This window comes from Devosia riboflavina (assembly GCF_000743575.1).
Taxonomy (GTDB): Bacteria; Pseudomonadota; Alphaproteobacteria; order Rhizobiales; family Devosiaceae; genus Devosia; species Devosia riboflavina.
The window spans coordinates 46,151-67,045 of sequence record NZ_JQGC01000006.1; the positions used below are offsets into that span (position 1 = coordinate 46,151).

The 20,895-nt window shown below is 61.6% G+C and carries 28 protein-coding genes; 13 read left to right on the forward strand and 15 right to left on the reverse strand.

Features of this window, described 5'->3' with window-relative positions; translation table 11 throughout:
* Positions 1–16: 16 nt before the first annotated feature.
* The 15 genes from JP75_RS07360 to JP75_RS25190 form a co-directional block, all read right to left on the reverse strand.
* Complete coding sequence (locus JP75_RS07360) at positions 17–1,111, reverse strand: ATP-dependent DNA helicase (protein WP_035081119.1); 1,095 nt, start codon at positions 1,109–1,111, stop codon at positions 17–19.
* Complete coding sequence (locus JP75_RS07365) at positions 1,111–1,833, reverse strand: hypothetical protein (RefSeq protein WP_035081121.1); 723 nt, start codon at positions 1,831–1,833, stop codon at positions 1,111–1,113. The genes JP75_RS07360 and JP75_RS07365 overlap by 1 nt, the downstream gene beginning before the upstream one ends.
* On the reverse strand, positions 1,826–2,563 hold the full coding sequence (locus tag JP75_RS07370) for an exonuclease domain-containing protein (RefSeq protein WP_051960464.1): 738 nt from the start codon (positions 2,561–2,563) through the stop codon (positions 1,826–1,828). The genes JP75_RS07365 and JP75_RS07370 overlap by 8 nt, the downstream gene beginning before the upstream one ends.
* On the reverse strand, positions 2,560–2,940 hold the full coding sequence (locus JP75_RS07375) for a hypothetical protein (protein ID WP_035081124.1): 381 nt from the start codon (positions 2,938–2,940) through the stop codon (positions 2,560–2,562). Before JP75_RS07375 ends, JP75_RS07370 begins: the two co-directional genes overlap by 4 nt.
* Complete coding sequence (locus JP75_RS25180; RefSeq protein WP_051960465.1) at positions 2,940–4,073, reverse strand: recombinase RecT; 1,134 nt, start codon at positions 4,071–4,073, stop codon at positions 2,940–2,942. Before JP75_RS25180 ends, JP75_RS07375 begins: the two co-directional genes overlap by 1 nt.
* Complete coding sequence (locus JP75_RS25185) at positions 4,070–5,032, reverse strand: PD-(D/E)XK nuclease-like domain-containing protein (RefSeq protein ID WP_051960466.1); 963 nt, start codon at positions 5,030–5,032, stop codon at positions 4,070–4,072. Before JP75_RS25185 ends, JP75_RS25180 begins: the two co-directional genes overlap by 4 nt.
* Before the next feature lie 7 nt (positions 5,033–5,039).
* The gene (locus JP75_RS26485) at positions 5,040–6,236 is read right to left on the reverse strand and encodes a hypothetical protein (RefSeq protein ID WP_160194655.1); all 1,197 of its coding nucleotides are present in this window, start codon (positions 6,234–6,236) and stop codon (positions 5,040–5,042) included.
* The gene (locus JP75_RS26490) at positions 6,233–6,385 is read right to left on the reverse strand and encodes a hypothetical protein (RefSeq protein WP_160194656.1); all 153 of its coding nucleotides are present in this window, start codon (positions 6,383–6,385) and stop codon (positions 6,233–6,235) included. The genes JP75_RS26485 and JP75_RS26490 overlap by 4 nt, the downstream gene beginning before the upstream one ends.
* 8 nt (positions 6,386–6,393) lie before the next feature.
* The gene (locus JP75_RS07395; RefSeq protein ID WP_035081127.1) at positions 6,394–6,633 is read right to left on the reverse strand and encodes a phosphopantetheine-binding protein; all 240 of its coding nucleotides are present in this window, start codon (positions 6,631–6,633) and stop codon (positions 6,394–6,396) included.
* Positions 6,630–7,124: a hypothetical protein gene (locus JP75_RS07400; RefSeq protein ID WP_035081129.1), complete on the reverse strand. Its 495-nt coding sequence runs from the start codon at positions 7,122–7,124 to the stop codon at positions 6,630–6,632. Before JP75_RS07400 ends, JP75_RS07395 begins: the two co-directional genes overlap by 4 nt.
* 75 nt (positions 7,125–7,199) lie before the next feature.
* Positions 7,200–7,772: a hypothetical protein gene (locus JP75_RS07405; RefSeq protein WP_035081132.1), complete on the reverse strand. Its 573-nt coding sequence runs from the start codon at positions 7,770–7,772 to the stop codon at positions 7,200–7,202.
* Between the two features lie 422 nt (positions 7,773–8,194).
* Positions 8,195–8,452 carry a hypothetical protein gene (locus JP75_RS26155; protein WP_152565758.1) on the reverse strand — a complete coding sequence of 86 codons (258 nt, stop codon included), beginning with the start codon at positions 8,450–8,452 and terminating at the stop codon, positions 8,195–8,197.
* Positions 8,453–8,839: 387 nt separating this feature from the next.
* On the reverse strand, positions 8,840–9,436 hold the full coding sequence (locus tag JP75_RS07415; protein ID WP_035081136.1) for a hypothetical protein: 597 nt from the start codon (positions 9,434–9,436) through the stop codon (positions 8,840–8,842).
* A complete protein-coding gene (locus tag JP75_RS07420; RefSeq protein WP_051960467.1) occupies positions 9,433–9,684 on the reverse strand; it encodes a hypothetical protein in 252 nt (83 codons plus the stop codon). The genes JP75_RS07415 and JP75_RS07420 overlap by 4 nt, the downstream gene beginning before the upstream one ends.
* Complete coding sequence (locus tag JP75_RS25190) at positions 9,681–10,472, reverse strand: LexA family transcriptional regulator (protein ID WP_084587533.1); 792 nt, start codon at positions 10,470–10,472, stop codon at positions 9,681–9,683. The genes JP75_RS07420 and JP75_RS25190 overlap by 4 nt, the downstream gene beginning before the upstream one ends.
* Before the next feature lie 49 nt (positions 10,473–10,521).
* Here JP75_RS25190 and JP75_RS07435 point away from each other — a divergent pair, with 49 nt between their 5' ends.
* From JP75_RS07435 to JP75_RS07500, 13 genes are all read left to right on the forward strand, one after another.
* Entirely contained in the window at positions 10,522–10,791 is a 270-nt protein-coding gene (locus JP75_RS07435; protein ID WP_244446272.1) for a transcriptional regulator, read from the forward strand.
* Positions 10,792–10,878: 87 nt separating this feature from the next.
* On the forward strand, positions 10,879–11,202 hold the full coding sequence (locus tag JP75_RS07440) for a hypothetical protein (RefSeq protein WP_035081141.1): 324 nt from the start codon (positions 10,879–10,881) through the stop codon (positions 11,200–11,202).
* Positions 11,203–11,250: 48 nt separating this feature from the next.
* Positions 11,251–11,520, forward strand: coding sequence for a hypothetical protein (locus tag JP75_RS07445; RefSeq protein ID WP_035081144.1), 270 nt, complete (start codon positions 11,251–11,253; stop codon positions 11,518–11,520).
* Between the two features lie 11 nt (positions 11,521–11,531).
* A complete protein-coding gene (locus JP75_RS07450) occupies positions 11,532–11,870 on the forward strand; it encodes a hypothetical protein (protein WP_035081147.1) in 339 nt (112 codons plus the stop codon).
* A gap of 2 nt (positions 11,871–11,872) precedes the next feature.
* Positions 11,873–12,385, forward strand: coding sequence for a RuvC family protein (locus tag JP75_RS07455; RefSeq protein ID WP_051960469.1), 513 nt, complete (start codon positions 11,873–11,875; stop codon positions 12,383–12,385).
* Positions 12,385–12,585 (forward strand): hypothetical protein, encoded by a 201-nt coding sequence (locus JP75_RS07460; protein ID WP_035081149.1) that lies wholly within the window; start codon positions 12,385–12,387, stop codon positions 12,583–12,585. The genes JP75_RS07455 and JP75_RS07460 overlap by 1 nt, the downstream gene beginning before the upstream one ends.
* A 2-nt stretch (positions 12,586–12,587) precedes the next feature.
* Positions 12,588–13,106 carry a single-stranded DNA-binding protein gene (locus JP75_RS07465; RefSeq protein ID WP_035081152.1) on the forward strand — a complete coding sequence of 173 codons (519 nt, stop codon included), beginning with the start codon at positions 12,588–12,590 and terminating at the stop codon, positions 13,104–13,106.
* A 190-nt stretch (positions 13,107–13,296) separates the two neighbouring features.
* Entirely contained in the window at positions 13,297–15,570 is a 2,274-nt protein-coding gene (locus JP75_RS07475; RefSeq protein ID WP_051960470.1) for a DNA cytosine methyltransferase, read from the forward strand.
* The gene (locus JP75_RS07480; RefSeq protein ID WP_035081156.1) at positions 15,567–16,661 is read left to right on the forward strand and encodes a hypothetical protein; all 1,095 of its coding nucleotides are present in this window, start codon (positions 15,567–15,569) and stop codon (positions 16,659–16,661) included. Before JP75_RS07475 ends, JP75_RS07480 begins: the two co-directional genes overlap by 4 nt.
* Positions 16,661–17,329 carry a class I SAM-dependent methyltransferase gene (locus JP75_RS07485; protein ID WP_035081159.1) on the forward strand — a complete coding sequence of 223 codons (669 nt, stop codon included), beginning with the start codon at positions 16,661–16,663 and terminating at the stop codon, positions 17,327–17,329. The genes JP75_RS07480 and JP75_RS07485 overlap by 1 nt, the downstream gene beginning before the upstream one ends.
* Positions 17,326–17,625, forward strand: a complete 300-nt coding sequence (locus JP75_RS07490; RefSeq protein ID WP_035081161.1) for a hypothetical protein — start codon at positions 17,326–17,328, stop codon at positions 17,623–17,625. Before JP75_RS07485 ends, JP75_RS07490 begins: the two co-directional genes overlap by 4 nt.
* Entirely contained in the window at positions 17,622–18,500 is an 879-nt protein-coding gene (locus JP75_RS07495; RefSeq protein ID WP_035081164.1) for a DNA adenine methylase, read from the forward strand. Before JP75_RS07490 ends, JP75_RS07495 begins: the two co-directional genes overlap by 4 nt.
* Positions 18,493–20,886 (forward strand): AAA family ATPase, encoded by a 2,394-nt coding sequence (locus JP75_RS07500; protein ID WP_035081166.1) that lies wholly within the window; start codon positions 18,493–18,495, stop codon positions 20,884–20,886. Before JP75_RS07495 ends, JP75_RS07500 begins: the two co-directional genes overlap by 8 nt.
* Positions 20,887–20,895 lie beyond the last annotated feature (9 nt).

Here is a 20,895-nt window from a genome sequence, read left to right on the forward strand (position 1 = left end):
ACGGGACACCTGGGCATCACGCTACCACCGTGATTTTCTCGGCCGCTCGAGTCACCGCCGTGTAGAGGTGACGATCGCGGTCATCGCGGAAGACGGTGCTCTCGTCGAAGAGATAGACGTTTTCCCATTGGCTCCCCTGGGCCTTGTGGACCGTCAGCGCGTAGCCGAAGTAGAACTCGTCGTACCGGCGTCGATCCTTCCAATCGAACTCCTCTTCCCGGCCCTGGAACCACTTTTCGTGAGTGAAGACCAAGGCGTCACCGGCGCGTGCGCCAGCGTCGTCTGGGCGAAGCAAAAGCTCCATATTGCCGCGACCTTTGGGGAAGGTCTGCTTTACGAGCCATAACTGGCCGTTGAGGAGGTTCTTCTGGTGATTGTTCCGCAGGCAAACGAGGCGGTCGCCCGGCACAGGCTCGCGGTGCGGCATCCCCTTCAGTTGACGGATGCGATCATTGTAGATGATGCGGGTGGCGTTCTTGCCGCATAGCACCTGGTCGGCAGTCAGAACGTCATCGCGGTCGACATTGGCTGCGCGGATCACCTTGCTCTCGCCATAGGTGCCGAAATCGAGCCCGTTGCCCTCTCGAATGTCCATCGACATGCGGATGATCGGATTGTCGGCGGCCTGACGGTGGATCTCGGTGAGCATGATGTCTGGCCGGACGTCGGTGAAATAGCCGGCGTCCTTGACTGGCGGTAGCTGGAACGGATCGCCCAGCACCAGAACCTTTTTCCCGAATGAGAGGAGGTCGCGCGCCAGCTCGGCGCCGACCATCGACACCTCGTCGATGACCACGAGATCCGCGTCGACTATTTCACTATCGGGGTTGAGGACGAACTTCGGCTCCCCGCCGATTTCGTTGACCATTGTGTAGATAAGGCTGTGGATCGTGCTGGCGCCGAAACAGCCACGCTTGCGCATCACCAAGGCGGCCTTGCCTGTGAAGGCGGCGAATACGACCGTGTTCACCTCTTCGGCCAGGTGCACCGCGAGCGTTGACTTGCCGGTACCAGCCCAGCCGAACAGCCGGAATACCTGCTGTCCCTGCGGGTCACGTAGCCAGGTCGACACCTGCTTCAGGGCGCCGTCTTGCTGGGGAGACCACTGCATTAGGCAGTCCTCGCCAACTGGTCGATGTTGCCGTGCTCGACGGTGAAGGTGTAGGCGGCGACCCAAGGGTTTCCGTACCAGGAGCCGTCCTGTGTGGTCGCATCCATTTCACCGTTTACGTAGGCCCAAAGAACGCTGTAGGCGGTCCTCGCCGATGAGCCGACACACCACTCGTCGTCTTTGACTTTGACGCCAAACTGCTCGTTGCGATCGGTGAAATCGGTCTTGGCGATGCCCTCAGCCAAGGCATCGGCCTCGCTGATATCCTGCAGCCGCTCGACCCGCACATCGGTGACGGTGAGTGTCATGCGAGAGGCCCAGCGGGGCATGTGCATGGCCTGCCGATGCTTGCCCAACCAAAGGTCTGTCGGTTCGTCCGCCAGGTAGCGGAGGGCACATTCCTTTTGTCGAAGGACCGGACCGCCGCGTTTCGAGTTCGCCGGCGCCCAATCGTCGAATACGCGCTGCACCTTCCAAGCTTCACGGACATAGAGCCGGTCGCCAGGCTGGATGCTGCACTTCACCAGCACCTGCAAGTTGAGGGTCTGGTCATGGAACGCAAAGTGGGGAGCGCCCGGCCCGGAGACGATGCCAAGAAAGCGATACCGACCTGGGTTCTTGTTTATCTCGCCAAGGCCACCGACGCGCCGCGTCTGCGTCTTGGTGCCGGCGAGCAACGCGCGGACCATGGGGCCAGAGAAGAGGAAGGGTTTGTCAGCCATTGGACTTCTCCAGCCACCACTGCGCCGAGAACTTGACGTCCTCGTCCATGTCGGATTTGTCGATGATCCACGAGAGGTAACCGCGGTCGCTCTGGGCGACCTCTTTGAAGGACTTGCCGCGGTGCTTGCCGAACGTGATGTTCGTCAGGAAGGCGGGCTCCTTGGAGATCTCCACCAAGCGGCCGAGCGGCCGCAGGCGCAGCAACGCTTGCAGGATGTGCGCGGTCACGTAGGCGTCGGGCAAGGCCCGGTGCGGCGGGTCTGAGAGCTTGCGGTCGCACGGAAGTTGCAGATGATACCGCAGGCCCTGATTGGTGTGGTTCGGCGCATCCGGCCAGGCGCGCAGGGCGCACTTGTAGGTGCAAATGTAACTGCGGCCCCGGCCGTTGAAGAAATGCTGTTCGAACTTGGCGTTGTGGGCCGCGTAGACATCGGCCTCGGTCATGCCGCGAAGCAGGTGCGGGAACACCGTCATGCTCGGCGGCGCGTCGGCGACGTCGGCGTCCATGATGTGGTGGATTGCCATAGTGGCCGCCGGGATAAAGCCGGAAGGCTTGAACAGCGAAGTCCAGCAGCTTTCCATAACGATGGGGAAGCCCTCGGCGAGGAGGTCGACGTCGATGGTGCCGGCTTCGATGATCTCGGAGCTTTCATCTTCGGGGTAGCCAGTCGTCTCGAAGTCGAGGACTCGAGCGATGGCGGGGGAGTGGCTGAGGTCGAGTTCGGTCATGCCACGAAACCCTGCAACCCTTTGCCCTCAGGGGACGGCTGCTGTCTAAGCGCGGCCAAGGCTGCCTCCCGAACGAAGTCGGTTGAGCTATGGCCCGGCCTAGCGGCACAGTACTCGTCGATCTGGTGCAACCAGCGACGCAAACGTGCGATCTCCCGGTCGCTCTCAGTAAGGATGTTGGTGTCGAAGTCCGAAATCGCTCCCTTCAAAGCAATGTTGATGTCCTGGAGCTGGGAGATACCCATCGGCGCGTAGAATGGGCGATCGTCCGCCGGCATTCCGCAGGTGTAACCGCGCGCCCAACAGGCGAGGTCGGAAAGACCGTCTTGGATATGGCGAGCGGCCTCGGGGGAAAGGTTGATTTGAACGCCGGCCATCACCCATTCGTCTCCGCGTCAGCGAGCACTTCGTCGTACCTGGCAAGCCAGAACCCGGTCTGAGCCTCATTGAGGCCTTCGGGCGCTTCACGCTCGGCGCCGGACAGCGCCGTTGAGGTCGCATCCCGCAGCACTTCTGGGTCTGCCTGCTCGTCGCTTGGTGGGTTCTTGGTCTTCAAGACGGCACCGGAGGAGGAGCGGATTTCGCTGAAGAGCGCCGTGATGGCGGTATGGCCATTCACGTGCTGCCCCGCGTCAGCGGGAACGATCAGCTCGCCCGCGCCGCCGCGGGAGTAGCCAGTGGGCAGGATCCCAGACTTGATGGCACGAATGGCATACTCGCGGTTAAGCCAGTCCACTGCGCTGGGATCCGTGATCGGTGAGGCCACCGTCTCGGAAACCTCTGGCTTTCGTTCCTGGGCCTGCGGCGCCAGCTCTGCGGCAACGGTGTCAGCATTGAAGCCCGTCGATGACTGGGATGCCGCAAGGCGTGCGGCCAGGCCGGATCCAGCGGGAGGCGTGACGTCGCGCATCTGCTGCGCCCCCTCCATCTCGTCGATGTCGTAGATGCCGAGGAGGACGTCCGGGAAATGCCGGCGGCAAAGGGCCCGACCGGAGTAATAGCAAAACTGCTGGTCCGGATCGTTCTTCCACAGCGGCGAGTTCTTCGGCGTGATGACCGAAAACTTCGGCGACTTGTATTCGACCTCTTCACCTTCCAGGGTGGTCGCCGATGCGATGCAGAGGCGGTCGTTGCCTTCGCCTTCAAACCGGTACCGGATGCGCCCCTTGATCGGCGCACGGCGGAGGATGACGGCTTGAATCAACTGGCTTTCATAGGCGAGCTGGTCGTTGACCTCATAGCTCTTGTTGGCCACGGCATAGGGCGACATGCCCCACTCGACGGCTTGGATAACGATGCCGAAGCATGCGCCAGGGTTGTTGCGCAGGTGCTTGCGGACCGCCTTGTCCGATCCGGCCATGAGATAGGCGATATCGCGCGCTTCAGCGACGGTGTGGAAGACGATGCCGCCACCTTCAGATGAAAGGCGCGTCAGGGTGTTGCGTGCCTGCGCTGGCGCCGGCAATGCGGCCTGGTCGGTGGTGGGGTGCTCGGTAAGGTCGATGGTCATGCAAACTGCCTTTCGAGCATGTCGAGACGCTTGTCGAAGTTCTGACGGCCGGTGTCGGGAAGGGAGAGGGGCTGGGCATCCGCCTGGCTGGCCGTGGGGCCCGGCCAATAGCCGCTCTTCATGCAGTGCTTGAAAATCTGAATGGCGGTGAACACAGCGCGCTCACCCCGAATGATGTCTTCGTCGAGCAGGGTGCGGATCGACACTGCGTGCGTGTTGCCGGTATCGACGAAGACGAGATGGAAGCCTTCCATGTGACGGCCAAGCACGGCGGCAGAGCCCATCCCGACAAGGGCGGCCTGCACGAAGTATCCGCGGTCCATCACGGTCCAGCTCAGATCCCGGTCTTCGACGCCGGAGCTGGTGGTCTTGAGGTCGGCAAAGTCGTTGCTGTCGCCGGGGATTGCGTCGGGGCGGGCCTTCAGCCAGACCCCGTCATATTCCCAGATCAGCGAGCGTTCGATTTCGCCCGAGAGCGCGCCGCCTTGCGCGACCAGCGGCGTATTGGCCAGGCCGCAATTGGTCATGCCCTTCTGCCAATCGAGAACGCCAGCCATCCCCCTGATTTGCTCGACCTGAGTGGGTGAGAGGACGGCGCGGCCTTCCTCGGCGCGAGCTTTCAGCCAGTCCTTACAAACGGTGCGGTTGCCGTGCCACTTCTCGCCTCCCAACGTTTCGGGGCGCGCGACAAAGTGCTTGCCGAAGTCGGCTTCGCCGAGCGCAAGGTGGTGCGCAGCGCGGCCGAGAACATAAGCCTCCTTCTCCGGCTCTTCCGCACGGTTAGGGTTGAGTTCGGAGTGCTTCCAGAATTCTGCCGGGCTGCGGAGCAGCCGACGGATGCCGGTACTGGAGAGCGATGGGCCTTCGGTACACTGGCGGTGATACCAGTCGTTCGACATGTCATAATAGCCTAGCGACGTGATGATCTCGCCGTCTTCGACTTTACGAAGTTCGGTCATGGGTGCCTCAAAATTTGATGGTGGTGTGGGGGATGCTGCCGGCGGCGATCGCGGTGATGATCTTCCACGCCTTGTCCTTGCCGATACCGGCCGCCCGCATGACAGCTTCCTCGGCATCGAGCATGATTGTGGTGCGGTGCCGCTGATCGGCCGCGCGAGCATCGGCCTCTTCTTCCTCGCGAAGACGTTGGGCTTCCGCCTCGTCCAAGACGCGCTGAGCGGCTTCGCGCTCACGCCGCTGGGCGTCTGCCTCCGCTTCGGCGGCACGCGCTTCTTCCGCGGCGACCTGTTCTACGCGCTGCCTTTCTTCGACATCATCGAGTGATTTCAGGGCGGCCAGCTTAGCGGCCTCGGCTTCCTCGCGGCGATCGCCAAAGGATTCGTCGATGACGACCTTCTCCTGCAGCTCCCGCCGAAGGATGATTATGGGGTAGGGGCGGCCGTCTATCAGGCCGAGGCCGCAATTGACGATGTGTTTGATCTGGGCATCGACATAGGCTGCCTTGCGTTCCGCGTCCTCGCGCGCCTTCCTCTCGGCCGCCTCCGCCGCGTTGCGGCGCTCCGCCTCCTCCCTAAGACGCGCAAGTTCGATGCGCTCTTCGTCGAGATGGATCTGGCGCTGGAGGGCAGAGTTCAGGATGGCAAGGCTGGTGTCGCGTGCGTCGGAGGCGACGTCGAAGAAATCGCCGAGGTAGTCCAGATGGAGCTCGGTGTTCTGAACCTGCTTGATGCGGGCCCGCAGGGTCTCGGTCGTGTCCTCGATCGTTACCTTGCCGGCTTGCTTCAGGCCGTCGACGATGGCCTGACACTGGGTCTTCCGCTTGGCTTGCTCGGCCTCCCAGTCGTCGAGGGGCTTGCGAGCCTTGTCCCGAAGGGCATCAAGCCGGTTGCGCAACTTCCGGCGTTCAGCATTGACCGACTGGACCTTCTTGTTCGCTTCCTGGATCAGTTCGGCGCCGGCGTCGTCGATTGCGGTCTTGGTCCGGCTGATTTTGTAGGCGAGCGAGGCCACGGCCTTGCGGCCCTTATCACTTGCCAGGTCAACTGGGGCCGTCGTGATTTCCTGCTCGATGTGAGCAAACAGCTCGTCTGCCTTGGCGGGATCGTTGAACACCAGGGCAGGGGTAGTCTCTACCAGCACGGCGATGCTGGTGGTGGCGCTCGACATGGCGCTCTCTCCGATGCTTGGGGTGGCGTCCGTCATGGCTGAACCACCAAAACGAGGACAAAGAGGGCGACGAGGAAAGCCAGCACCGCCCAGTAGTAGGGAGGAGCGTCAGCCGACAGCACCCAAAGGGCGTAGACGAAGAAGGCCGCGAGACCGGCACTTGCGCCCCAAGCGATAATCGTCATTGGGCGGTTCATGACTTGCCGCCGATCAAGCGCTCGACGTCCTCGACGACAGCTTCAATGGTGGTGTCGACCGTCCAGCCGTCATCAGGGATCTGGATTTGAAACTCGACCTCGATCTCCATAAGCACATCGAGAATGTCGAGGCTGTCCATTTGGAGGTCGCCCAGTGTCGTCGAGCCCGGCTTGGAATCGGCGGAGTGCGCGAGAATTTCGAGGATGCGGTTCTGGTTCGGGGTTAGGGTGCTCATTTCGGCGCTCCGACGAACATGGCGAGCGTCGCGGCGACTGGCATTTCCTTCAATGCAGGGCTTGCAGCAGCCGCCACCCGCTCAAGGGCTTTCCCCGTCGTCATCATCGCTATGGAAGCCATCACCGACACCTGGGCGGTAAACTTCGCCTGTGTCTGACGCGGCAAGCGGGAGAAGTCCGCCTTCATCTGCCGCTCAAACGACCGGTTCGCCTTGCGCCGGATTGCCTCAGCGGCATTACCGCCTTCGGCAACGATCTCTTCGTCGTTGAGACGCTTCACGCCTTCGCCGATGAGGGTGCCGAACACCATTCCTTCGTCGCGAAGAAGCCGGCGCAGGGCTGTTCGCAGGGGGCCTGATGACCCGTCGACGTCACGAGAAATCACGGCACCCAGTTCTTTGTAGGTGAACGTCTGGCCGACAGTCGCCGATGACATGTGCTGCATCAGCAAGCGCGCATCAGCGGACATCTGGAAGGTTGGGCTGGTCATGGGGTCTCCTTTTGGTGGCTGTTGCTATGCGCAGCACTGAGGGGTGGTGCGTGGCGGATCGACGAGGTGCGGGGACTAGACCGTGGACCACTGGAAGCCGGTGACGTGGAAGCGGCCGAGGAAGCCGCCCTTCTCCGGGCGGAAGCGGCCAATACCGACGAGGCGTCCAGCCTCAGTGATCGCCTGTTCGAAAATCGCTTCGGGGATGATGTCGTCGAGGATCGCAAAGCGAGCGACCGCCTCGTATTCCTTGATGATCGGGAAGCGGCGACGGACGCGCTTTCCCGACCCGCGAACGCCGTCGGCATTCGCCCAAATATCAATCTGTTCAAGATCGTCTTTATGGATGCCGAGCGAGACGTCGGCCTCGCATATCTGGCCGGCTGTGAAGAACTTGGTGTAAGTGGACTTGCCGCGACCCGGGATGCCGATGTTGAGGCGCTTCACCGCTTCGTCCACGGACATCTTGAGTGCCATCGCGGGGATGCACACGATGCCACTGCTATCGTAGGTGGCTTTCTCGCGCCAAAGACGCTTGTCCCAACCGTCCGCGCTTTCTTTCTCGAGCTTCGGAAACTGATCCGGGTCGACCGCCTTCGATTGGCTGTAGGGAGTGGCGGACTTAATGGTGACGAGACAGATTTTCACGATGACCTCCTATTTGGCTGTTGCGATGCGGAGCGGAGCGTAGAGCTGCGTTACGAAGCGTGGCGCTGCGCCATGATGTGATGCGGCTCGGCGATCGGGGCTTGCCCGGCGCCTGACGCGGTCAAGCGTCTGGAACGAGACAAGCTGTGGCTGGTGAGTGGCAGAGATGAGCGTAGCGAGGCGTTGCGTAGCGTCGCGCCGAGCAGCGGCGTGTTGCGCCGTTTTCGAACAACCGTCCGGAGACCAGCACCACGCGGGTGCTGGCGACCTGAAGGTTGGGGCTGGTGAGTGGTGATGCGGCGAGATGCGCCGCGTAGAGCGGCAGAGCTGCGCGGAGAGACGCGTCGTAGAGGTTCCCCTCCCCAAGCCGGTCCACGCGGAATCAGCCAAGCAAGGGAACGAGTGATGGTTGACAGCAGCGCTCACGCCACCTCTCCCACAAAACGGGTCCAGAGGGCGTCGAGCCAGCCGTGCATGACAGCAATCATCGCCTCGTAGGGGCGAAGCTCTGTCCACGCCGAGCGATCAGCGACGACCCCGGGGGCGGACGAGCGGGCGGCATTCCAAGCAGTGTCGAGCCGCCGCTGGTGGACGATGATGGCGGCGGTGAGCACCGCCATCGAATGTGTTGGTGGGAAGTAGGGGGCGGGAGACGCGACAGCGGAAAAGAGCTTTGCCAAGATCGCATCTTCATCGACTGCGCCTACGCCATCACATGGCGGCGCTGCCAGCGGAAAGTCGGTAGGGGCGCGGCCGTGCCACTCCTCAAATGCCTTGAGGAAAGACGCTTGGGCCGCCGAGGATGGTGGTAGGGGCTGCATCGGTTGCTCCGGTTCGGGACAACCAATGCATAACCAATCAATTTGTGATCAGCAACAAAAAAGATGGTTATGCGACAAATCTTTTGGTTTTTTGCCATTGACAGAGGCATGGCAAATCCCCCTATAACCCCCTTGGGAGTTCTGGGTGAAATCGAGTCACACTGAGGATCTGGAGATAGTTTAGGGGCCGTAAGGCCCCCTATGTACATACCTAGTAGATATACCGCGCGAGGCTTACGCCGCGCTTTATTCCTCGAAAAACTCTAGCTGAAAACAAAACTGGGGTGGAGTGATGCCGCCCCATTCCGGCGTCGTATAGGCCCTGGCGAACCAGCCTTGGGCAAGAACGAGGTCGTCGGAGGTGCCGTGAGGAATGTTGTCTCCTCGTACCAGGGCATTCTGCAGGTCTGCGGCAGCTTGTGCAAACAAGGGCTCGGCTTCGACATCTGGGATGTTCAGCTTGTTCTCAACAGCGTTCAGCAGGGTCGCAATGACCTGCTCAAATCTACTCACCAGGTACTTATCGTCACTTTCCGGGACCAGGTTGGCGCAGATATCCAGAAGTGCAAAGGAGCCGTCTGGCCTGCAGTCGAGATAGCCAGTGTGGTTCTTGATCGCTATTTGAGGTTGCTCCATCCGGTCTTCCAGGACCGCCTCGCCGACTGTCGCGTGGCGCAGTTCATCAAAGTGAAACGGCTTGTCGAATAAGGCCGGGACCGTCGAGCGCGTGGATCGGAGATCTTCGAACTCATCGACCAATGCTTGGCAAGACAAGCCGGCATCACTTGCAACGGCCGGGGTTGCGAAAATAACCAAGCATACCAGCCAATGTGCTCGCATCATTCGATCTCCGGTATCTCGCCTTCAGAAAATAGCGTGACCGGCTCCCCGAATTCACCGTTGATCAGGTCAGCCTCGCGGGACCAAGCGATCACGCCTTCATATTTTCCGCTCGCCCAAAGTAGCCTTGCCTGTTGCTTCGCTCCAGATTCGGACTGAGCTTCCCGGGCTTCAAATGCGGGCCGAAGTTCGCCCTCTTCGTCACGAGCAAACGCTACATAAACGATGAGTTTCGTTGGCAAAGGGCTCAATTGATTCTTCCAAATCTCCAGAGCACCGCTCCAATAATTTGGACCTCGTCCAAATTCCACTCGCGGGGAGCGTGTTTGGGGTTGTCCGAAATAATCCGAACGGTCTGGATTTCGTCGTTAGGCTTGCTCGTAAGCTCGAGGCGCTTGATGACAATCCCGCCAAAGGCGTCTGTGAGAGCATAGATCCCGTCCGGCGAGGGAAGGCGATGCTTCGTGTTCACCACAACGAACTCCCCATCCAGAACGGTGGGCGACATGCTGTCGCCCGAAGACGGAAGTATCGCTAAGTCCTCAGGGCTAACGCCTGCGGCCCGGAGTAGTGCAAGGGGAAAGCGCCAAAAGTCGCTTACCGCTTCGGCTGAGAAGGTCATTCCATTGCGGCCGGGCACTCCTTCGTGGACCAGCGTTAGGCCGCCCCCGCCCATTCCAGCAATGACATCGATCTGAGGGACAGTGCCTTCGGGTATGCCTTGGCGGCCCGTTTCAGAGCCGACTGTCATTCCCTCGGGCAGGGCTGCATCGACTGCATCCGGGTCGAAGCTCTCAAAGACTCTAGGTCGCGGGGCCCGGGGCATCTCCTGTTCGTCGTAAAGATAGAGAACATCGACCTGCAAGGATCTAGCCAGAACGTCCGTGTAGGTGGGGTTCTTCGTTACACCCATCTCAACCGCGGCAATTGCCTGCTGTGTCTTTCCTACACGTTTGGCCAGCTCTTGCTGAGATAGCCCCATTGCTTCTCTGGCCTGGATTACACGTTTCGGATTTATCGATCTCTGAGACTTTTTCATGCGGCAAACCTAGGCTGTCGCTCACAAATCGTCCCCACAAAGAAAATGGTTGAAACCAACCAATTCATTTGTTATTGATTTGTGCATGGAACCAAAAACAGCACTCGAAAAAGCGATTGAAGCCGCTGGAAGCCAGCGAGCACTCGCCGCGATCCTGAAGGTCTCTCAGCAGGTGGTCTCGTACCGGGTGCAGTCCGGCAAAGGTCTATCCGCTGAAGACGCGCTCAAGGTGGAAGCATCGACCGGCATGTCCAGGCATGAATTGCGGCCGGACATCTTTGGTCCACCACCAGAGCCGGCGCTTCAGGCGACCGGCTAACTACCACGCTTTCCATCATCTCCGAGCCCTCCGAGCAGCACCCCGTGGTGCGCTGACGGCTCCTCTTTGCCTGAAGGATGTTCTGAAGTGTCAGAAAAGATCAAAGCCAGCTCAGAACTGCCCCGCGCCGAACTCCGCGGTCGTATCCAGAAAATCGCTGCCCGCGTTGCCCCCGGCCTCAAGCTGTCCCGTCAGCTCGCCATCCTTGCCAACCTCATCTCCACCCAGTCGGGCAAGGAAGTCGGGGCAGGGACCGTCAAGGACTGGTGGTACGCGCTCGACGATGACGACCGTGCCGTCGACAGCCGCCACATGGACTGGGCGCGTCAGCGCGACCGCCAGGTTGCCGCGAACGACAACGGCTACCGCCTTCCATGCCCTCTGAATTTTCCCGCGGCTGCGGCCGCATGACGACCCCGTCGGCAATGGCGCCGGCGGGGATTTTTATTGGAGTGACCAATGCCCCTTAAATCGCTTTCCCAGCGTGGGTTGATCCGCATTCCCCGCAATGCCCTTCAGCGGCAATTTCTTGAAGGCGGCACCAAGCCGAGCCGAAAGACCCTCGAGTCTTTTAACGAGCACCAGGAAGATCGTCAGCTCCACCCGACAAAGGGCTTTCGGGGCCTCAGCGTTCGTCGTGGCCGCGCCCAGTATTTGATGGCGCACATCTTCGACGGTGGCACCGCCGACACGGCCACAATGCGCCGTTTCCTGCAGCACGGCTACTGAGGAGCAGCGCGATGTCAGAACAGCGCCCAAATACCTATGACGACGACGATCTCGCCGCCAAGCTCGAAGAGATCGAAGCACTGGTAGCGCAGAAGGCCTCCATTATGGCCACGGCAATGGCCGAGTGCGGCAAGATCTCCGAGAAGATCAAGACCGCCAAGAAGGAAGCGAAGGACGACCTCAGCATTCCGCTGAAGGTGCTGAACCCGCTCCTCAAGCGCCGCAAGCTCGAGCGTGAGATCGAAAAGATCGACGAGGGCATCGACGAGGACTTCGCGGATATTTGGGCCGACGCCTCCGGCCAGTTCTGCATGTTCGCCCCCGTCGAATCCGAAGCCGAGGCGGCGTAGCCATGACTACGATCGGCATGGACCCCGGCGTCACTGGCGCCATCGCTTTTCTCACCGATGACGGCGACCTGCTCTCGGTCGTGGACATGCCGGTCTTCGCCGTCAAGAAGATGGTGAAGGGTAAGGAGCGGACCCGCAACCACATCAACGTGCACTCCCTCGGCGACATTCTGCGCCCGTATGCCGGTGCGCAGGCTGTCATCGAAGATGTCCATTCGCGCCCTGACGACGGCGGTGTGCAGGCTTTCTCCTTTGGCTTTGGCACTGGAACGCTTCACGGCGCTGTTGGCGCGCTGGGGATGCAACTCGATACGGTGGCCCCCGCCAGGTGGAAGAAGCACCACAGGTTGACCGCTGACAAGGATGAAGCCCGCAGGCTGGCCACCCGCCTTTGGCCGCAGCACTCGTCGCTTTTCGCCCGAAAAATGGACGCCGGCCGCGCCGAGGCGGCGCTGATCGGTCGTTTCCGGATCGACGTTCAGCGCCAGGTCCGCAACGCCGACGTGGTGTTCTGATGAAGGTCGCAGTTCCCCCGCAATACCGCCACGACCTTTTCAATTTCGTCTGGTCGCTCGCGCAAATGGATCGCCTTGCGGACCTAATCCGCGCCGGCAACAGCCCTGTCGAAATCGCCCGCGTGTTCGCGGTCACTCCCCAAGAAATCCGCGACGTTGTCGCCCGCAACGCGGCCTATCTGCCGCAGATGAAAGCATAGTCATGGCTGGAGATCTCAATCGCGGCACTCTTATTGGCCGCCTGGGCAAAGACCCAGAAATCCGCAACACCGGCGCCGGCAAACCCGTCGCCAGCTTCTCGATCGCAACGTCTGACAAATGGAAGGACCGCGACGGGAATGAGAAGGAGACCACCGAGTGGCACAACATCGTTGTGTTCCGAGAGTCGACGGCACGCTTCTGCGAGCACTACCTGAATAAGGGTGACCAGGTCTACGTCGAGGGCGCGATCAAGACGCGCTCGTGGGAAAAGGACGGCGTAAAGCGCTACTCGACTGAGATCGTCGTCTCCGACTTCAATGGCGAGGTGCGCAAGCTCGGCAGTGCTGGCGAAGGCAAAGGCAGCCGCGACGAAAGCCAGTATGGCTCCACGCGTGACCGCGACCACGGCGGCAGCTTGACCGGAGGATACTCCGGTGGCGGACGGCCGTCCGGCAACCGCCCAGCGTTCGACACAGGTGGGCTGGACGATGACATTCCGTTCGCTCCGGAATGGCGGTGAGGGCCGCCATGAACCTCTACAGCCTTGTGCTCCACTGCGAGATAGCCACGGTACCTGTGAAGGTCTTGCCGAGGACGCTGCATGATCCGCAGATCCTAAAGTCGGATCCTGTCGCTTTCATTTTCGCCTCTCCGCCCTGCGTCGCATATGCTCGCCCCAAGGGCGGCGAAGCACCATCGGCAGGTGCAAAATGAACGCCATCCTCCACAATTCCTTCCTGTCTTTCGCCGAGGCGCATGGCTTCGACGTCAACCAAGAGCTGATCATCGACTGCTTCGCAGGTGGCGGCGGAGCGAGCGAGGGTATGGAGATGGCTATGCGCGACATGCGCGCGGCTGGGCTTCTTCCTGACGACCACCGTTGCGCTGTCGACATAGCCATCAACCATGATCCCAAGGCCATTGCGATGCACGCCGCCAATCACCCGCGGACTATGCATCTCACGGCCGATATCTGGACCGCTGATCCGCTGACTGTGACGGGCGGCATTGCCGTCGGCGCTCTCTGGGCTTCTCCCGACTGCCGCGGCTTCTCCAAGGCCAAGGGCGGCGCTCCTGTCAGCAAGTCGGTGCGTTCGCTCGCTTGGGTGGTGGCGCACTGGGCCGACCAAGTGCGGCCGCGCGAAATCTACATGGAGAACGTCGAGGAGTTCCAGGATTGGTGCGATCTCGACATGACGAGCCGGCCCGACAAGAACCTCAAGGGCAAAGAGTTCAAGCGCTGGGTGAAGCGCTTCAAGAAGATGGGCTACACGGTCGAATGGCGAGTGCTGCGCGCGAACTTCTTCGGCGCCCCCACGATCCGGAAACGCCTCTACATCATGATGCGCTGCGACGGCGAGCAGATCATCTGGCCGGCCGAAACCCATGCGGACCGCAAGTCGGAACAGGTGGCCAGCGGTGAGATGCAGGCTTGGCCGGTGGCTGCCGATATTCTCGATTTCAATAGGCCTTGCCCGTCCATCCTGATGACGAAGGAAGAGGCCAAGGCCTACACCAAGGCGACGGGAACCCGCATCATCCGTCCCCTGGCGCGCAACAGTGAGGCGCGCATCGCCATGGGCACTCTGCGCTATGTGCTGGAGCGGGAAGAGCCGTTCATCGTTACCCTCAATCATGGCGGAGACTGGTTCCGCGGGCAGGGCGGGCTAGACCGGCCGTTCAATACCGTCGCCGCTGCGCGTGACGCCCACGGGCTCGTCGTTCCCCACCTCAGCGCCTACCACAGCCCCGGTGCTGGCGGCCTCGACCGCTCGTCGGATGTGAACGAGCCGATCCGCACGATCGATACGGCCCCGCGCCATGCTTTGATCGGTGCGACGGTCGCGCCGCATCTGATGACGATGCGGAACTCGGGCAAGCCGTTTGCTGGGGCCGACGAACCAACCCACACCGTGACCGCCGGCGGTGCGGGTCTGAGTGTTGTGGAAGCGGAACTCGCTCCATTCCTTTCTCATGGCCAGCACGGAGGTCGGAGCCGGTCGGCTGAGGATCCTGCGCACACAATCGAAGCGTCGACCAAGGACACCAACCAGGTTGTGGCCGTTTACCTGAACAAGCACACGTCAGGCGGTGTAGGGACTGCGGCCGACGAAGCGGTTCCAACAGTCACGGCCAATAGCTTCATCAAGCGCCCGGGCGGCGCGTCGCCGCTTGGCGCGACGGCCGTCTACCTGGCCCAGCATAACGGAGGCCCGAGGGCGCCTATCGGTCGTGAGGTTACCGATCCGCTGTCAACTGCAGCGACGACGGGATCTCAACAGGCGGTAATCGCCGCGCACCTAGGTCGCCAGTTCGGAAACTCGGTCGGCAGCGACATGGAAGAGCCGGTCGGCGCGATCATGCCTGGTGGCGGGGGAAAGACGCAGGTTGTTTCCGCGCATATGATTTCGATGAAGGGCAGCGATCGTCGCGCCTCGTCTGTTGAAGAGCCGGCACCGGCTACCACTGCGCAAGGTCAGCATACCGGCGTCGTTATGCCTTTCATGACGGCGTATTTCGGTTCCGACGAGGTTGGTGGTGCCCCAGACGCGCCTGTTCGAACCGTCACCGTCAAGCCGCGCTTCGGTCATGTCGAAGCCGAGGTGGAGGTCGCGCCGCTTACTGACGCTCATCTCGATAGTGCGCGCAAGGTCGCGGCTTTCCTGCGCAAATACGGCTGCTGGGATGATCGCGAGTTCGTAACCGTCGGCCCGTGGATCGTAATCGACATCGGCATGCGCATGCTGACGCCCCGCGAACTCGCTCGGGCGCAGGGTTTCCGTGAAAGCTACATCCTGGCCGCCCCCTTCAATGGCGGCTTCCTCACCGAAACCGACCAGCGGCACAAGATCGGCAACTCGGTCTGCCCCGACATGGCCTATGTGCTCTTCCGGAACAATTACCGCCCAAGGCCCCGCCTTGTCGTCAACAACGATCAAGGGTGGCTGTTCTCGGCGCCCTCGACCCAGAGGGCCGCAGCATGACCCTGTTCCCCCAGCATACGCAGCGTGACATCCGCAACCTGGCGACGGCCTCCTTGTCGATGATCGCCTATTTTTACCAGTGCGAGGTCTCTGACGTCCTCGGCACCTTGATTACGCAGCCGACCTCCCATGCACCGGCTGCGGCGGCGCCCGTTCCTCCAGCGGACGCCACGGCGGAGGACGACGCCCTCTCGTCCTCCGCCGATCAATCCCAAGCGAAAGCTGCTGATGACGCAACCTCAGGGTCTGCGATGTCCGAACCGTCGGCACCGGCCGGCGGACCTCAGGAAGCCGAGGCAGTGAGTAGGGTTGGCGGTGACCGGGCACCGTCTGCAACGTCTGAGGGTATGGACGTGACGGCGGGAGAGACCGCACCCAATTCGCCAGAAACGGCACCGAGTGGCGAGGAACGGGAAACCGGCTCCGCGGCGGGTGAAAGCCCCGTCATCCGAGCTGCCGGGGATACCGGAGCGCAACCCGCGGGAGGAGAAAATGTAGCCCCGAAGAAAAGTAGGCGTACGAAAAACTTGGACGCCGCCTTGGCCGGCGGCACCCGAACTGGCGGGACGACCAGTAGCGCCGTGGGATCCGGCGCGCTCACCGACTTCGACAAGGCCGTGCTGGCGCTGCACACGGCCGATCCGCAGCTTACACGACGGGAGATTGCCGCTCGGCTTGGAAAGTCTGTCCACTACACCTCGGCTTCCGTGCGCAAGCAGAAGCTGCCCGTTATGACGGGTCGAGCGGGCGACGTCGTCCCAGAGCCACCGATCGATATATCGAAACTGCAGCGGGCCCAGCCCAAGAAGCCAGGGCCGATCGATGGCTTCACGCTGAAATACCGCGTCCAGAAGATCCACGAGCAGCACCCGAACCTTACTGCGTCGCTCATCGCGAAGCAGCTCGGGGCGAAGGTCTCTAGCGTGTCGACCTACCTGGTGCAGTTTCGCACCGCGCCCGGCGTTGAGGTGACAGACGAGAGCATGGCGCAGGCGGCCCGGGTGCTGCCGAATGGAGTGGCAGGCGAGGTCGAAGCCCGCATGAGGTCCGACGCGCAAGCCCGCAAAGCTCGGCTCGGGAAGACCTCTTAATGGCCCAGAATACCTCTTCCGCCGTGATGCAGCAGCGTCTGGATCACGGCGACAAGCTCAACTACTTCCCAACGCCGCTTTGGGCCACGCGCGCTCTTATCCGCTGGATCATTGAGAATATCGGCCCGGTCGAGGGCTTGACGTGTCTGGAGCCCGCGTGCGGTCAAGGGCATATGGCGCGGGCACTGGCGGAGTTCTTTCAGTCGGTGTCGGCGTCGGATTTGGTCGATCGCGGATACGGCACCCAAGCAGACTTCCTCTTCCCAGACGACACTAGCGAGTTCGACTGGATCATCACCAACCCGCCGTTCTCGCTCGCCGAGGAATTCATCTTGCGCGCGCTGCTGCGCGCCAGAGTGGGCGTGGCGATGCTCGTCCGCACGGCGTTCATCGAAGGGGAAGGGCGCTACCTGAAGCTCTTCCGTCCGGCACCGCCTCGAGCATTTCTACAGTTCGTAGAACGCGTTCCGATGTTCAAAGGGGTGGTCCGCAACCCTGCAGAACTCTACTGGGACGAAGAAGCACAGAAGTGGCGGCGTCCGTCGTCTGCGACGGCCTATTCGTGGGTGGTCTGGGTCAAAGACCATGACGGACGGCCCGAACTGGCCTGGATCCCGCCCAGCCGGCGCAAGCTTGAGCGGCCCGGCGACTATGAGGTGACGCCATGAGCCTCGGCGTGTCCCAACTCTTCGACCTCGAGCACAAGATCCGTGCCGAGGCCGAGCGCATCCGCTTCCGCTGGCCCGCCGAGATGCTTGCAGACCCAAAGGTAGCGGGCGAAGTCAAAGTCCACGTCCGGAACAAGCGGGCCTTCGCCGACGACCTCGATCAGGTCGGCAACCTGCTGTGCGGCATGCAGGCAGATTGGCCGCTGGTTGGGCCGCTGCTGCGCAAGGGCTACCTGGCTATGCAGCCGCCCGCACCCATGGACGACAGCCCCACCGAAGAGGATAGCGCGGCATGACCGTTCCTCGTCCTACGCTTCGTTGGCACGGGGGGAAATGGCTGCTCGCGCCCTGGATCATCGGTCATTTCCCTGCGCACAGGGTATATGTCGAGCCCTATGGTGGGGCCGCGTCAGTCCTCATGCGCAAGCAGCGCTCATATGCCGAGATCTACAATGACCTCGACGATGACGCCGTGAACCTATTTCGCGTGCTGCAGGACGACACCCTTGCCGGCGCGCTCAAGCGTAAGCTCGAGCTCACTCCTTTTGCGCGAGCGGAATTTGAGATTGGCTGGGACGAGACGACCGATCCCGTCGAGCAGGCTCGGCGCCTGATCATCAGAAGCTTCATGGGTTTCGGCTCTAACGCTCACTCCGACAAAGGGCGCGGGCACAAAACCACGGGCTTTAGGTCGAGTTCCAACCGATCGGGAACGACACCAGCGCACGATTGGCGCAACTATCCCGAAGCCCTTGCTGCCATGACCGACCGTTTGCGCGGGGTTATCGTGGAACGGCGCCCGGCACTACAGGTGATGGAGACGCATGATGGGCTCGATGCGCTGCATTACGTGGACCCACCATATCTGCCCGAGACGCGGAACAGAGCTAACCCTTACGACCCAAAGCGCCAGTATCGGCACGAGCTATCGGTCACCGATCACGAAGACCTGCTGAGCTTTCTTGCCACGTTGAAGGGCATGGTCGTGCTGTCGGGGTACCCTTCGCCTCTCTACGACGATGCGCTGCAGGACTGGCGCCGGGTTGAGCGCGAAGCTCTGGCCGACGGCGCCCGCCCACGGACTGAAGTTCTCTGGATCAATCCAAGATGCGCTGCCGAACTGGACCGCCAGTCCGCGCAACTGTCGCTGCTGGAAGACGCCTATGACTGACCGCTTCTCCGACGCATTCCTGCAGCGCATTAAGGACAAGGTGCCGATCACCGAACTGATCGGTCAGTACGTAGCCTGGGATCCGACCAAGTCGATGCCGGGCAGGGGCGATATGTGGGCTTGCTGCCCGTTCCACAGTGAGGCCGATCCGTCCTTCCACGCCCTTGAAAAGGAGGGGTTCTTCAAGTGCTTCGTCTGCGGCGACGGGTATAGCGGCGACCACTTCCAATTCCTCCGGCTTCACATGGGCATGGAGTTTGTCGACGCCGTGAAGCTCGTGGCAGAGATGGCCGGCGAAAGCCTGCCAGACGATCCGGGGTCGCCTTCGTCGCGGCCTGCGCGCGCCCCTGCGCCACGACCGGAACCACGGCAAGAGCAGCAACCCGAGGCGCCACAGCCAAAACGCGAGCGCCAGGGCAAGTGGACGCTGTTCAAGACCTACGACTATGAGGATGGCGACGGCACGCTGATTTACCAAAACTGCCGCATCCAGTTCAAAATGCCGGACGGCTCGTGGGAGCTAGATCCGAAGACCGGCAAGCCAGACAAGGATTTCCGCCAGCGCCGACCATCAGGTCTGCCTGATGGCTCGTGGGTTTGGGGCCTGAAGGCCGGCAAGTTCATGCGCATTCGCAAGGGCGATGATTTCCTTAAATACGACACGGATCTCCACGCCCGATACCCTCAGGCAGAGCTGCTGACGCTCGACGAGGATGTGCCTCACGGGCTCTACCGGCGGCGCCAGGTCGAACTGGCGATTGAGGCTGGCAAGACGATCTTCATCCTCGAAGGCGAGAAAGCGGTCGATTGCGGCGTAGAGCTTGGTATCGACCCGACCAGCAACAGCGGCGGCGGCGAGAACTTCGATCAGTCGCTGGTCGCGGTTTTCCGCGGCGCTGACGTCGTCATCATCCCCGACAACGACGCACAGATGACCGACAAGAAGACTGGGGAACCGCTGTTCCATTCCGACGGTCGACCGCGCATCAAGGGCAAGGACCATGCCGAGAAGGTTGCCGCGATGCTCCGCCGTGTGGCGCGCTCGGTGAAGGTCTTGGAGCTGCCGAATATCCCGCTCAAGGGCGACCTGGTGGAATGGGTGCAGCAGGGCGGGACATTGGTCAAGCTGTTGGAGCTGGCTGCCGCATTGCCGGTCTGGCGGCCGCGCCGGCCGGTCTCACAGTTCGGGGCCGTTGGCGTCCATGACCTGCACCGCAAAGATCTGCAGCACGAGTTCCTTATCGATGATTTCCTCGACCGTCAGGGCGTTGTTATGGTTCCCGGCTCGTCAGGATCCGGCAAGACGTTTCTCATTCTGGAGATGTGCGGCAACATCGCAATGGGCTGGGATTTCTGGGGCATGAAGACGCTTCCGGGTCTCGTGCTGTACCAAGCTGGCGAGGGCAAGCAGGGCGTTGCTAAGCGCATCGATGGCTGGTTGCTGGACCGCGGAATTGAGGACCGCAGCAATATCCCATTCGAGGTTCTGACGCGACGCATCAACCTCTTCGTCGACGACAAGGATACCGACGAGCTCATAGCGGAGGGCCGCCGCTGGGCCGAATACTACGACTTGCCCATCCGGATGGTCGTCATCGACACCTTCAACAAGGCAATCACTGGCGCCAATGAAAATGCGGGGCAGGACATGACGAAGGTGCTGGCCCGACTTGAGAGGATTTCGGTTGAGCTGGACTGCGCGGTTGTGGTGCCAATTCACAAGAGCGCCGAAGGCAAGATGCGCGGCCACACCTCCTTAACGGGAGACGTGGCGAACGTCCTCAACGTCACCGAGCTCGAAATCCGGGACCAGAACCAGCGCATTATCCGAACAGCCCAGCTCGACAAGAACAAGGATGGCGAGAAGGGGCCTCCACACCGGTTCGTCCTTCGCCAGGTCCCGGTTGGCGAAAAGCCTGATGGCAAGCCGATCACTACATGCGTCGTCGATCGCCCGAATGGTGACGAAAACGGACTCGTCGCCGAGGGCAAGCTGTCCGCAAACCAGACGATTTTCTTGCGGGTCTTGCGCGACGCGATCGACATTGAGGGCATAGATGCCCCCATGAGCGTGGTGGGCGTGCCGCGCGGTAAGCGCGTAATAGGCGCGAAGGCCTTCTTCGACAGGCTCTGGCGTAAGTGGCCATTCACAACACCGGATAACGAGCCCGAGAACCGGAAGAAAGAGTTCGACCGTGCGGTCGGCGTAGCCGGTAAGGCCCTCGTGCTGCACGGCTACGTCGAGCGCGATAACGACGCAAAGCTCATTTGGTGGACCGGTAAGTCCGACCGCACCGAGCGAAAGGCAAAGGCCGTCCCCGCTCCGGGGGCCGGCATCGATCCCGCGGTTAAGCGCGAGATCTCTCAGATGGATGCCCCATTTTGAAGAACCGAG